Annotated in this window: 11 protein-coding genes; 3 read left to right on the plus strand and 8 right to left on the minus strand. The window is 69.1% G+C overall.

The genetic code is table 11. From position 1 onward, the window contains the following. Positions 1-3: 3 nt before the first annotated feature. From H7X47_RS07060 to H7X47_RS07070, 3 genes are read right to left on the minus strand one after another with little or no spacing between them, the layout of a single operon-like run. Positions 4-801: an ABC transporter permease gene (locus H7X47_RS07060; protein WP_193367931.1), complete on the minus strand. Its 798-nt coding sequence runs from the start codon at positions 799-801 to the stop codon at positions 4-6. Continuing rightward, positions 798-1,409, minus strand: a complete 612-nt coding sequence (locus H7X47_RS07065; protein WP_193367932.1) for an ABC transporter ATP-binding protein — start codon at positions 1,407-1,409, stop codon at positions 798-800. Before H7X47_RS07065 ends, H7X47_RS07060 begins: the two co-directional genes overlap by 4 nt. A 50-nt stretch (positions 1,410-1,459) precedes the next feature. Next, positions 1,460-3,028, minus strand: a complete 1,569-nt coding sequence (locus tag H7X47_RS07070) for an ATP-binding protein (protein WP_193367933.1) — start codon at positions 3,026-3,028, stop codon at positions 1,460-1,462. 206 nt (positions 3,029-3,234) lie between these two features. Here H7X47_RS07070 and H7X47_RS07075 point away from each other — a divergent pair, with 206 nt between their 5' ends. Beyond that, on the plus strand, positions 3,235-4,413 hold the full coding sequence (locus tag H7X47_RS07075; RefSeq protein WP_193367934.1) for an MFS transporter: 1,179 nt from the start codon (positions 3,235-3,237) through the stop codon (positions 4,411-4,413). A 91-nt stretch (positions 4,414-4,504) separates the two neighbouring features. Here H7X47_RS07075 and H7X47_RS07080 read toward each other — a convergent pair whose 3' ends face one another. Beyond that, positions 4,505-4,972 carry an Hsp20 family protein gene (locus tag H7X47_RS07080; protein ID WP_193367935.1) on the minus strand — a complete coding sequence of 156 codons (468 nt, stop codon included), beginning with the start codon at positions 4,970-4,972 and terminating at the stop codon, positions 4,505-4,507. Positions 4,973-5,335: 363 nt separating this feature from the next. Between H7X47_RS07080 and H7X47_RS07085 the strand changes: the two genes are divergently transcribed. Continuing rightward, positions 5,336-5,749, plus strand: coding sequence for a DUF1465 family protein (locus tag H7X47_RS07085; protein WP_193367936.1), 414 nt, complete (start codon positions 5,336-5,338; stop codon positions 5,747-5,749). A 129-nt stretch (positions 5,750-5,878) separates the two neighbouring features. Here H7X47_RS07085 and rpmE read toward each other — a convergent pair whose 3' ends face one another. Then, the gene (gene rpmE, locus H7X47_RS07090; RefSeq protein WP_193367937.1) at positions 5,879-6,100 is read right to left on the minus strand and encodes a 50S ribosomal protein L31; all 222 of its coding nucleotides are present in this window, start codon (positions 6,098-6,100) and stop codon (positions 5,879-5,881) included. A 279-nt stretch (positions 6,101-6,379) separates the two neighbouring features. Here rpmE and H7X47_RS07095 point away from each other — a divergent pair, with 279 nt between their 5' ends. Next, entirely contained in the window at positions 6,380-8,221 is a 1,842-nt protein-coding gene (locus tag H7X47_RS07095) for an ABC transporter transmembrane domain-containing protein (RefSeq protein ID WP_193367938.1), read from the plus strand. A gap of 131 nt (positions 8,222-8,352) precedes the next feature. On the opposite strand, the gene H7X47_RS07100 is transcribed toward H7X47_RS07095, so the two are convergent. From H7X47_RS07100 to H7X47_RS26275, 3 genes are all read right to left on the minus strand, one after another. After that, on the minus strand, positions 8,353-9,780 hold the full coding sequence (locus H7X47_RS07100; protein ID WP_193367939.1) for a peptidoglycan -binding protein: 1,428 nt from the start codon (positions 9,778-9,780) through the stop codon (positions 8,353-8,355). A gap of 270 nt (positions 9,781-10,050) precedes the next feature. After that, positions 10,051-11,211: a flagellar motor protein MotA gene (locus tag H7X47_RS07105; protein ID WP_193367940.1), complete on the minus strand. Its 1,161-nt coding sequence runs from the start codon at positions 11,209-11,211 to the stop codon at positions 10,051-10,053. 113 nt (positions 11,212-11,324) lie between these two features. Then, positions 11,325-12,779, minus strand: a complete 1,455-nt coding sequence (locus H7X47_RS26275; protein ID WP_193367941.1) for an OmpA family protein — start codon at positions 12,777-12,779, stop codon at positions 11,325-11,327. Between the last annotated feature and the right edge of the window lie 15 nt (positions 12,780-12,794).

A 12,794-nucleotide genomic window follows, 5' to 3' on the forward strand; every position in this document is an offset into this window, starting at 1 on the left:
AACCTAATCCCCCGCCAGGCGGTCCAGCCTCAACCTGTCGCGGGAGTCGGTCAGGCGGTAGACGCCGACGAAGACGGCGACGACGGCGCCCAGCGTGGTGCCGCCGGCGATCATGAACATGATCATCAACTGGTACTTCACCGCTTCCAGCGGCTCGACGCCGGCGAGGATCTGGCCGGTCATCATGCCGGGCAGGGAGACCAGGCCGGTGGCGGCCAGCGCGTTGATGATCGGCATGAGCGCCGTGGTCAGCGCCTGGCGGGTCACCGGCAGCAGGGCGGCGCGGCGGCTGGCGCCGAGGCAGAGCAGGGCCTCGATGCCCGGGCGCTGCTGGCGCGCGCCCTCGGTCAGGCGCTGCAGGCCCAGCGCCACGCCGGTCATGGTGTTGCCCATGATCATGCCCAGCAGGGGCAGGGCGTAGCGCGGGTCGTACCAGGGGTCGGGCTTCACCGCGGTGGTCAGCGCGAAGATGGTGACCAGGGCGGCGGCCATCAGCATGGCCGAGGTGCCGATGCCATAGGCCCAGGAGGGCTCAAAGCCGCGTTCCTGGCGCGCCATGATCTCGCGCCCGGCGAAGAGCACCATGGCCAGCGCGGCAAGGCTGGTCCACCAGGGCGAGACCAGCTCGAAGAGCTTGGTCAGCACCAGGCCGACGAGGGCGAGCTGCAGGGCGCAGCGCAGGCCCGCCCACAGCAGCTTCTTCTCGATCTTCAATTGCAGGGCCAGCGACAGCGCCGCCACGCCGACCAGCAGCAGCGCGGCCAGGCCCAGGTCCCAGTAGTCGAGGCGGATGTAGTTCATTGGCCCGCCTCCTCCAGCATCTCTTCGCGCAGGCGGCCGCGGTCGATCCAGAAGCGCCGTGTCGCCACGCGCTCGGCCTGGCGCTTGTCGTGGGTGACCCAGAGGATGGCGAGGCCGTTCTCCTGCTTCTCGCGCAGCAGCGCCTCGACGGCGGCGGTGGTCTCCTCGTCCAGCGGCCCGGTGGGCTCGTCCAGCAGCAGCACTTCGGGGCGGTGCTCCAGGGCGCGCAGCAGCGCCAGGCGCTGGCGCTCGCCGGTGGAGAGCTGGCTGACCCGGCGCGTCTCGGCTTCCGGTGAGACTTTCAGGCGGCGGGCCGGGCCCGCCTGGGCGGCCCAGTCCTGGAAGTGGTCGCTCAGGCGTTCGGACCACCAGCCCGGCTCGGCGGGGATGTAGCCGACGCGGCGGCGCCACTCCGGCGCCGGAATCTTCTCGCGCGGCGTGCCGTCCAGGGTGAGCTCGCCCTCGTTGGGGTCGAGGTCGGCGACGGCGCGCAGCAGCAGCGACTTGCCGGCGCCCGAGGGGCCGCGCAGGGCGATGCATTCGCCGGCGGCAAGTTCCAGGGAGACCGGCTCCAGGCCGGGGCGGATGAGATTCTTGATGCTGAGCATAGAGCCGCCAATTTAAGGCATCGCGGCCCGGATGTCGCTAGCGCTCCGGACTAGCGCTCCGGCATGGCGGCCAGGCGCGGCTCGACGCCGCCGGTGACCGGGCCGGCTTCCGCCGCGTCTTCGCCCGCGTCTTCTTCCGGGGCCTGCTTGCGGACGCGCTCGGCCGGCAGGACGAGGGTGACGCGGGTGCCGCCTTCGGCCAGTCCTTCCAGTTCCAGAGATCCGCCGTGCAGTTCCGTCAGCACCTTGGCGAGCGGCAGGCCCAGGCCGGTGCCCTCGATCTGCTCGGCGGCTTCCAGGCGCTCGAAGGGGGTGAGGGCCTGGGGGATTTCCTCCGGCTTGATGCCGATGCCGCTGTCGGTGACGGCGATGGCGAGGGCGCTGTTGTCGCGCAGCTCGGCGGTCACCAGGATGCGGCCGCCTTCCGGCGTGAACTTCACCGCGTTCGACAGCAGGTTCAGGACGGCCTGGCGCAGCTTGGTCAGGTCGGCGTCGAGCCGCAGGTCCTTGGGCAGCTTGGCGGCGACGGAAATTCTCTGCTGCTCGGCGCGAGGCCGGATGAGGCGCAGGCAGGGGCCGACGGCTTCTTCCAGGGTGATCTCCTGCGTGCTGAGGCGCAGGTGGCCCGATTCGGCCCGCGCCAGATCGAGGATGTCGCTGATCACCGTCAGCAGGTGCTGGCCGCTTTTGTGGATGTCCTGCGCGTAGTCGGCATAGCGTGCCGGGATGGGCCCCATGGTCTCGCGCGTCATCACCTCGGAGAAGCCGAGGATGGCGTTCAGCGGCGTGCGCAGCTCGTGGCTCATGAGGGCCAGGAAGCGCGACTTGGCGCGGCTGGCGGCCTCGGCGATGCGGCGTCCTTCGGCGGCGCTGCGCGCCTGCTCGGCATTGGCCGAGGCCAGGATCTCGGCCTGTTGCCGGCGGTGCTGCAGGAAGAGGATGAGCCCGCTCACCGTGGCCAGCACCAGAAACAGCACGCCGCCGGAGACGGCGGCGTCGCGGCGCGCCGCGGCGAGAAAGCCGGCGGCGGGAACGTCGATGACGAAAGCGCCCATTACGTCGCCCAGCTGCCATGGCTCGCCGCTGCTGACATAGAGGTTGTGGCAGTCGACGCAGGCCTGCTGGCTGGCGACGGAAGGGGCGATGGTGCGGAACACCAGGGCACCGTTCACGGTCAGCCATTCGCTGCGCGGCGCGCTGCGCCCGGTCCGCACCGCTTCGGAAATCGCGGCAGCCGTCGTCTCGTCCTGCGGCGCCGTGGCGATCTCACGCCCGGGGATACCCAGCCAGTCCATCTGCAGTTGGTGGTCGCTGTCGCGCGCCGCGTTGAAGCGGTCGATCGCGTGGGCGCGGAAGGTGGCGGGCACCGGCGCGTCGTCGGCCTGCAGGTTGCTGCGGATATCGGTGTAGTTGGCCACCATGGCTTCGACCAGGCGCAGGGCGGTGGCGGTCTCCTCCGCCTTGTTGGTCTCGAACCAGTGCAGGTTGGAGCGGTAGAGGGCGTAGCCGCCGGCGAGGCTGGAAAAGAGGATGAGGACGAGCAGCAGCAGCCAGGCCTTGCCGGCCCGGCACTGGAGGAGTGTCGTCCTGTCGAGTCTTTCGTTGCTGACGCCTGACAACTGCCGTCCCCAGCGTTTTTCGGCCGTTTGCCGCCTGGCCGTCACCCTATTGCAAAAGCCAAAGCAGATCGTTGACGCCAATGGTTAACAAAGAATGAGCAAGGTGCCGTGCCGCAGCGCCGGCATGGTGGAAAAGTGCGCTTTAGGACTATGATCACCGGCGCCGCCTCCACCGAGGGAGGCCGGCTGAAGGGGAGGAGAGCGGCGTGCGGCGTCTTCCGGCGGTCTGGCAGCTTGCCTTGGCGCAGACCATCGTCTGGGCGGGGCTGTTCTACAGCTTTCCGGCGCTGATCCTGCGCTGGGAGACGGATTTCGGCTGGGCCAAGGCGGAACTGACCGGCGCCGTCACGCTCTCCATCGGGCTGTCCGCCGTGTTCTCGCCACTGGCCGGTCGTCTGATCGACCGCGGCCTGGGCCCGCAGGTGCTGGCCGGCGGGGCGCTGGCGGGCGGTCTCTGCATCGCCTTGCTGGGGGCTGTGCAATCCCTGTGGCAATTCTATCTGCTGTGGTGCCTCATCGGCATCAGCACCGCTTTCTGCCTCTACGACGCCTGCTTCGCCCTGGTGGTGCGGAGCGCCGGTACGCAGGCGCGGCGTCCGATCACTCTCATCACCTTGGTCGCCGGCCTCGCCGGCACCCTGTCCTTTCCGCTGGCCCACGCCACGGCCGAGGCCTTCGGCTGGCGCGCGAGTTGCTTTACCTATGCGCTGCTGATCGGCCTCCTCGGGCTGCCCCTCATGTGGCAGGGCGCGCGACGCCTGGAGGCGGCGGCGGATCCTGAGATCGCTCTGGACGGCGAAGAAGGGGAGGGCAAGCCCACCCATTTCCTGCGCCGCCCGGCCTTCTGGCTGCTGGCCGTGGGCTTCGCGCTGCTGGGGCTCAACCATTCGACCATCCTCAACCACCTGCTGCCGCTGCTCGACGAGCGCGGCATCCCGGCGGGCATGGCCGTCTTCGCCGCTTCGATGATCGGGCCCATGCAGGTGGCCGGGCGGCTCGCCTTGATGGCGGTGGAGCGTCACGTCTCCAACCGCGGCATCACCGCCGCCTGCTTCTGCTCGGTGGCCCTGGCGACGGTCTCGCTCTTCACCGCCTCGCTGGTGCCGATGATGCTGGTGCCCTTCGTCATCCTGCAGGGGGCCGGGCACGGCGTGACCAGCATCATGAAGCCGCTGGTCATCGGCGACGTCCTGGGGCGCGCCAACTTCGGCGCCGTCAGCGGCACCCAGGCGATGATCTTCAAGCTGACCGTGGCGGTGGCGCCCTTCATCGGCGCGCTGTTGTGGGAACTGGGCAGCTACGACCTGGTGCTGGGCGTCATGCTGGCCGCGGCCGTCGTCGGCCTGGGCCTCTTCCTCGCCGCCTGGAAGGCGCGTCCCATCTGAGCCCATAAAGAAACCGGCCGGATGGATCGCTCCACCCGGCCGGCCGTTCTGGTCATGAACCCCCTGGCGGACAGGGGGTGGGGGCGGCCGCTTAGGCCGCCTCGTTTTCGATCACCTTCGAGGACTTCTCGCCAGAGGTGATGGAGATGCTCCGCGGCTTCATGGCCTCGGGGATCTCGCGCACCAGCTCGACGGCCAGCAGGCCGTTCTCCAGCTTCGCGCCGGTCACCTTGATGTGGTCGGCGAGGTCGAAGCGGCGCTCGAAGGCGCGGTTGGCGATGCCGCGGTGCAGGAAGGTCACCTCGTCCTCACCTTCGGCCTTTTCCTTGCGGCCGGAGATCACGAGGCTGTTTTCCTTCGCCGTGATGTCGAGTTCGTCTTCACCGAAGCCGGCGACCGCCATGACGATGCGGTAGGCGTCTTCGCTGACCTTCTCGATGTTGTAGGGCGGATAGCTGTACGCGCTCTCCTCGAGACGGCCAGCCGTGTCGAGCGATTTCAGAAGCCGGTCGAAGCCGACCGAGGCGCGGTACAGGGGGGAAAGATCCATGGTACGCATGTCCACATTCTCCTTTGAGCAACATGGTTTCAGTCAACGGGCCCACCGGTTGGTCGGACCCTCACTTGCCTGCCGCCGATCTTGGGACCCTGCTGGGAGGCATCCCCTTGGCGACACTGGATATATCGTGAGGAGCAGGGGCCGGTTCAAGACGTGCCGGGCCCCCGGAATTACAGGAAAATATTCATAGATGCGGGTTTGGTGGCGCGGCGATCTGTCCCCCCGAGACCAAGGGATTATTAAGCCGGTCTCGGTTAAACTCGCCGCCAGAGAGCGCGGGCCCGGAAGCGCGGACCGGGGGGCGGCGGCCGCCCGCCGCTACGCGTGGGCCCCGCAAGCGATTTCAGGCCAAGAGACTTCAGTTTGAGTGATACCACCGTCACCTTTTTCGACAGCACCTTCGAGGAGGCCCTGGCGCTGACCCGGGAGGCGCGCGACTACCTGACCCATCGCGAGCCCGTGGAGCGTGAGCGGCTGACCCCCAACGACCGCATGCTGGCGAGCTGCGAGGCCATGCGGCTGACCTCGCGCCTGACCCAGGTCATGGCCTGGCTGCTGGTTCAGAAGGCGGTGCACGCGGGGGAGATGACCCGCGAGGAGGCCAGGGCGCCGGAGTTCCGCCTGGCCGGGAAGACGGTCTGCGAGGAGACCAGGCCGCCGGTGGAAGGCTCCCTGCAGCCGCGCCTGGCCGAGCTGATGGAGCAATCGCTCAGCCTCTACCAGCGCGTCGCCCGCCTGGACGCCCTGCAGGACCCGCCCCAGCGCCAGTTCAGCTAGGCTCTTTCCCGCGGGACTTGGGCCCATCCCCCGGGCCCACCATTCAGGCATGACAAAAGGGCGGCAGAACTGCCGCCCTTTGTGACGTCTTGAGGGGCGCCGAGAGGCGCCCGGGCGTGCTGGCCCGTCTTACTTCAGGCCGAAGCTGCCGAAGCGCTTGTTGAACTTGGCCACCTGACCGCCGCTGTCGACCAGACGGTGCTCGCCGGTCCAGGCCGGGTGCGTCTTGGGGTCGATCTCCAGGCGCATGGTGTCGCCCGCGGCTCCGTAGGTGGAGCGCGTCTTGAACTCGCTACCATCGGTCATCTGGATGGTGATCTCGTGGTAGTCGGGATGAATGTCTTTTTTCATGGCTTTGATCCTTTAAAGCGCCGCGCTGTATACCCGAGACCACGCGGCGGCGCAAGCCCTGGGCGGGGTGCTGGTGGCATTCTGAATCAGCTATGTTTTCCAAATAGTTGACAGGGCCACCCGGGGCACCTTCCGAGGATTGCGATAAGCGCAATTATCACCCGGCCCCGGCGGGCGCCTGAGGGTTCGCCAAGCGCCTTGCGAGGCGTTATCTTCTCGCCACCCGCCCCCACATGGACCTTGGGCCGGCGGGGGCGAAGGGATCGTCTTTATATGAGAATGTCTTCTGCCGTACCGGCGTCGCAGCGCGAGGAGGCGCGGGCCCGGGGCAGTCTGAAATTGCTGGCCGAGCTGTGGCAGTTCGTGCGCCCTTACAGCCTGCAGCTGGCCGGCGCCATGACTGCCCTGGTGATCGCCTCCGGCACGGTGCTGGGCCTCGGCGTGGGGCTGCGCCGGCTGGTCGACGAGGGCTTTTCCACCGGCGACGCGACCCTGCTGAACCAGGCGGTCCTGGTGCTCTTCGGCGTGGTCTTCCTGCTGGCGCTGGCCATCTACGCGCGCTTCTACCTGGTGTCCTGGATCGGCGAGCGGGTGGTGGCCGACATCCGCGCGCGCGTCTTCGACCATATCCTCACGCTGTCGCCGGCCTACTACGAGCTGACCCGCACGGGCGAAGTGCTGTCGCGGCTGACCACCGACACCACGCTGCTGCAGACCGTGGTCGGTTCCTCGGTCTCCATCGCCATCCGCAACTTTCTGCTGCTGATCGGCGGCAGCGTGCTGCTGGTCGTCACCTCGCCGAAGCTGACGGCGCTGGTCTTTCTGGTGGTGCCGCTGGTGCTGCTGCCGATCCTCACCTATGGGCGCCGGGTGCGCCGCCTCAGCCGGACCAGCCAGGATCGCGTCGCCGACCTGGGCGTCTACGCCGGCGAGGCGCTGGACGCCATCCGCACCGTGCAGGCCTTCGTCCACGAGAACGTGGACCGCAAGCGCTTCAGCGCCCGCGTCGAGGAGGCCTTCGGCGCGGCGCGCCAGCGCGTGGCGGCGCGCGCCATGCTGACCGCCGTGGTCATCGTGCTGGTCTTCGGCGCGGTCAGCACCATCCTGTGGATCGGCGGCCATGACGTGATCACCGGGCGCATCTCCGCCGGCGAGCTTTCCGCCTTCGTGTTCTACGCCATCGTGGTGGCCGGCGCCGCCGGCGCCTTCTCGGAAGTGATCGGCGACCTGCAGCGCGCCGCCGGGGCCACAGAGCGCCTGCTCGACCTGCTGGCCGTGGAGCCCGACATCACCGCGCCGGCGAACCCGGTGGCCCTGCCGCAGCCGCCGCGCGGCGCCGTCGCCTTCGAAGACGTGGTCTTCCACTATCCCTCGCGCCCTGACCATTCGGCCCTGCAAGGGCTGAGCTTTGCTGTGGCGCCGGGCGAGAAGGTCGCCGTGGTCGGACCCTCCGGCGCCGGCAAGACCACCATCTTCCAGCTGCTGCTGCGCTTCTACGATCCGCAGAGCGGCGTCATCCGCTTCGACGGCGTGGGCCTGCCCGAGGCCGACCCGGCCGACTTTCGCGCGCGCATCGGCCTGGTGCCGCAGGAGCCGGTGGTCTTCTCCGCCGACGCCTGGGAGAACATCCGCTACGGCCGTCCCGAGGCCGGCGACGAGGAGGTGCGCGCGGCGGCCGAGGCGGCCGGCGCCCTCGAGTTCCTCGAGCAGCTGCCCGAGGGCTTCGACACCTATCTCGGCGAAAAGGGTGTGCGCCTGTCCGGCGGCCAGCGCCAGCGCCTCGCCATTGCCCGCGCCATCCTCAAGGACCCGCCGCTGCTGCTGCTCGACGAGGCCACTTCGGCCCTCGACGCCGAGAGCGAGCGCGTGGTGCAGCAGGCGCTCGACCGCCTCATGACCGGGCGCAGCACCCTCATCATCGCCCACCGCCTGGCCACGGTGCTGAAGGCCGACCGCATCCTGGTCATCGACCAGGGCCGCCTGGTGGAAAGCGGCACCCATGCCGAGCTGGTGGCCGCCGGCGGCCTCTACGCCCACCTCGCCACGCTGCAGTTCGGCGAAGGCGCGGCGCTGGGCAACAATGGCTCCGGGGAAGAAGGCGCCCGCGCTTCTGGGAGTTGAGGAGTTTTACGCGGCACATGCTTCGAGACGGCCGCTGCGCGGCCACCTCAGCATGAGGTCCGGGTTAGAGCCCACCCTGAGGAGGCCTGAAAGGCCGTCTCGAAGGGCGAGGCGGGCCGCTGGGAAATAACTCAGCGCTGGGTCAGCTTGAATTCGATGCGGCGGTTGCGGCGGTAGGCGATCTCGTCGCCGCCGGGGTCGAGGGGCTGGAACTCGCCGAAGCCGGTGGCGGCGAGACGTTCCGGCGGGATGCCCTGGGCGATGAGGAATTTCACCACCGAGACGGCGCGCGCCGTCGACAGCTCCCAGTTCGAGGGGAAGGCGGAGGTGCTGATGGGCGCGCGGTCGGTGTGGCCGTCGACGCGCAGCACCCAGTCGAGCTCGCCGGGGATGGTGGAGGCGATCTCCTTCAGGGTGGCCGCCAGCTGCGCCAGCTGCCGCTGGCCCTCGCCGCCGATGGTGGCCTGGCCGCTGGCGAAGAGAATCTCCGACTGGAAGACGAAGCGGTCGCCGACGATACGGATGTCCTGGCGGTTGCCCAGCGCCTCGCGCAGGCGCCCGAAGAACTCGGAGCGGTAGCGCGCCAGCTCCTGCACCTTGCTGGCCAGGGCGACGTTGAGGCGCTTGCCGAGGTCGGCGATCTGCACCTCCTGCTCCTTGTTCTTGGCTTCGGAGATTTCCAGCGCATCGGCGACCTGGGCGAGCTGTTCGCGCAGCGCCGCCAGCTGGCGGTTCAGCAGCGTCACCTGCAGCTGGGCTTCCTCGGAGAGCTGCTTCTGTTCGGCGAGTGCGGCGCGCTCCTTTTCCAGGGCTCCTTCGGAGCTTTGCAGCTTCTCCACCAGGTCGTCGCGCAGGGACTTGAGGATCGCCAGCTCGGCGAGCTGCGCCTCGATCTTTTCCTTGTCGACCTCGATGGTCGAATAGGCGTCTTCCAGCTCTGCCTTGCCGGCGGCGATGGCGGCAAGGGCCTCTTCCAGCTTCTTCTGCTCGACCTCCAGGCGGGCGAGGGCGGCGTTCAACTCGTCGCGCTTGTCGGCCAGTGCCGTTTCGGCCTGGCTGAGCGCCTGGCGGTTCTGCTGCAGCTCCGCCCGCGCGGCGGCCAGTTCTTCCTCGCTGCTCGCGGCGACGCTGGCCAGGCGCTCACGCTCGCTCTGCTCTTCGGTCAGCAGCGCCGCCAGACGGTCGCGCTCGTCGGCCAGGGCCGCGAGCTGGTTGGCCAGGGACTCGCGTTCCTCGGTAAGGGTGGCGAGCTGGCCGGAGAGCGACTCCCGCGAAGCCAGGGAGCTCTGCAGCTCGGCGGAGAGCTGCTGCACGTTGAGGCGCAACTCGGTATTGGCGCTGCGCTCCAGCGCCAGCAGCTGGGCCAGCTCGTTGATTTCCGATTCCAGGCGCGTTAGCGCCTCGTCCTTGCCGGTGATGGCGACCGAGAGGAAGAACTGCGCCACCATGAAGACCATGAGGACGAAGATGACGACCAGCAGCAGGGTCGCGAGGCCGTCGACGAAGCCCGGCCAGATGTTGATCGAGCGGCGTGAGCCTCCTCTGCCCAGCGCGTACATTAGGCCCCACCAACAGGATTAGGTGCGCCATGAGACGGTCGGGAACGCCCCGTGGCTAGGAGCACCGGTGCAGGCGATGTGGGCCATCGGCAAGCCGGTGCGACGACGTCCACGGGACCTTCCCGACCGCCCGCAGGGTCGCTTTTCGCTCCGCACCCGCGGCGTTGCCCCGCTTGCCCCATGCACCACATCCTGCTGTGCGTGGCTCCTGTCGGGTGCGGTCGAAAAGTCGATCTCATGATGCACCTAATCCTGATGGTGGGGCCTTACCTAGCCCTCTTCGGCCATGGCCGCCAAGGTGCGGGTCAGCAGGCGGATTTCGCTGCGCAGTTCCTCGACCGCGGACTCGCGGCCGTGCGCCATCTCCGCCGAGATGCGCTCGAGGCGCAGGTCGAGGTTGCGGATATGCCCCTTGGTGGCCTTGTCGAGGCCGCCGCCGTCTTCTCTGCCGGAATCGGCCAGGCGCTGCAGCAGGGGCTTCAGGCTGGCCTGGGTCTCGGCGATGGAGAGCATCACCGACTGCTCGGTGCGCATGTGGTCGGTGAGGCTGCTGAGCCGCTCTGACAGCGCCACCAGGTTCTGGTTCACGCTGGCGCGGTCTTCCTCGCCGCGCGCCACGGTGCGCTGCAGCTGCTCCAGGCTGTCGGCTGTCTTTTCCAGCAGGGCGTGGACGTAGGCCGAAACCGGCTGCTCGCCTTCGCCGCTGAAGCCGCCGCCGCTGCTGAGCTTGGTGACGCTGGAGAGCCATTCTTCCAGCTCGTTGAGGAAGCGGTTGTGCGCCTGGGCCGAGTTCAGTTCCAGGAAGCCCAGCACCAGCGAGCCGGCGAGGCCGAAGAGCGAGGAGCTGAAGGCCGTGCCCATGCCCGACAGCGGCGCCTGCAGGCCGCCTTTCAGTTCCTCGAAGAGGGCGACGGCGTCGCCGCTGCCGCCCGACAGGCCGCCGATGGTCTCGCCCACGGCGTTGACCGTGTCCAGCAGGCCCCAGAAGGTGCCCAGCAGGCCGAGGAAGATCAGCAGGCCGATGACGTAGCGGGAGATCTCGTGCGATTCCTCGATGCGGGCCTGGATGGTGTCCAGCAGCGAGCGCATCGACATGGTCGAGAGGCTGAGCCGCCCGGCCTTGTCGCCGATCATGGTGACCATGGGGCCCAGCAGGCGCGGCGGCCTGTCCTGCGACAGGGTGCCGGGGAAGACCAGTCCGCCGCGGCTCTCGCGCCGCAGGGTCTCCAGCCAGTAGATCTCGCCGCGCAGGCCCAGCACCTGGATAAAGCTGTAGGCGATGCCGACGATCAGAATCAGGATAATGAAACCGTTCAGCCAGAGATTGGCGACGAAGGCGTTCTGCAGCTGCGGGGCGATGAAGGCGCCGGCCACGACGCAGGCCGCCAGAAACGCCACCATTCGGATGAGATAGGTCTGCAGGAAGGACATCGTGACGGTCTTACCCTCGGGTCCGCGGGGCGGATGTGTCAATCATAAGGCAGATTCGCCCGCGCCGCGACCCGCGCAGCCGGGAATCCGCCTTAAGCTCACGTCCCTAAGGGTTAGCTGTCAATTGGCCGGATGTCGACCCGATTTGCGGGACCGCCGTCGGCCTGGTCGCCGAGGGAACGGACCTGGATGCGCGCCGAGGGCACGCCGGCGTCGATCAGGAAAGTACGGACCTTGAGCGCCCGGGACAGGGCCAGCTTGCGGGCGAGGTCCTGGGAACCGTCCTTGGCGCTGGCGAAGCCGAGCACCTGGATGCGGCCGTCATCATTGGCGCGCAGGCTGTCGGCAAGGGAGCGCAACTCGGCCTGGACCAGGTCGGAGAGCTCCGCAGAATCACTGTCGAAGGCGACGCTCATGTCCTCCAGCGGCTCGCCGAGCGTCAGGCTGGCGGTCTGCACGCCCGGCGTGGAGGGCGACGGGGCGACCGGCGCCGCAACGTCGGCACTGGCGACGGTTTCGCTGGTCATGGAAGCCGCGGGCCGGGGTTCGTTCGTAGACGTATCAGCCGCGGCGGCTTCGCGGGTTTCCGCCGGCAGCAGGTTGACCGGACCTTCGTTCTCCGCCTCGACCATCGGCGCCTGGGGGGCCGGCTCGGTCATGGCGACGGGCGCGGGCATGTCGGCGCCGCCGGCCGGCATGGCACTCTCGGCCATCGTGCTCCCGGTCATCGTGTCGTCGGTCATCGTAGCTTCGGTCATCGTAGCTTCGGTCATCGTAGCTTCGGGCGCGGCCGTCGCGGCGGCCGGCGCAGCGGGCGCGGGCTCGATGGCGGTGGTCTCGACCTCGGCCACCGGCGGCACCTCGGCCACCGTCGGGGCCATGGCCGGGGTCTCGTCGGCGCCGGGCGAAGTCTGGAACTCCGGCGCCAAAGCCGTTGCCGGTTCGTCGACCGTGGTCACGCCGACCTCGGCCAGCATCTCCGGCGAGACTTCCGGCTTGCGCGGGGCCGGCTGGGGGGCGGCCATCGGCGGGCGGCGCAGGGTCAGCCGGGGCGCGTCGGCGGCCGCGGCGCTGTTGTCGGCGGGCGGCAGGTTGTCCATGAAGACGACCACGCTGCTGTCGGAACCCGCGCCGTTGGCCGGGGCCCCGCCGTCGTCCAGCGGGATCAGCAGCTGCGAGGAGGGCTCGGGCCCTTCGGCAAAAGCGTTCTGCATGGCCTCGTTGCGGGCTGCGTGATTGTCGCTGAAGCCCGGCGCCAGGGTGCTGGTCGGCGGCTCCAACGGCGGGAACAGCAGGGTGCCCGGCCGGGTCACCACGTAGTTGCCGCCGCCGTAGGGCTGGAGCGACGTGCTGCCGGGCGCCTCCTGGAACTGCGGCGCCAGCTGCAGGGTCGGCTGGGCCTGGACCTGCGGGGCCGGCGCGTAGCCCGGCTGCGGGGCCAGCGGCGCACCCGGCGCGGGGCTGGGACCCGGGCCGAGGCTGTTGAGCACGTCGTTGTTGATGGTGATGCCGTTGTTGGACTGGGCCAGCGCCACGGGGGCCAGGGCCGTCGTCAGGGAAAGGGCCACGGTGAGGGCGCCTGC

The organism is Pelagibius marinus (genome assembly GCF_014925385.1).
Classification (GTDB): Bacteria; Pseudomonadota; Alphaproteobacteria; order Kiloniellales; family Kiloniellaceae; genus Pelagibius; species Pelagibius marinus.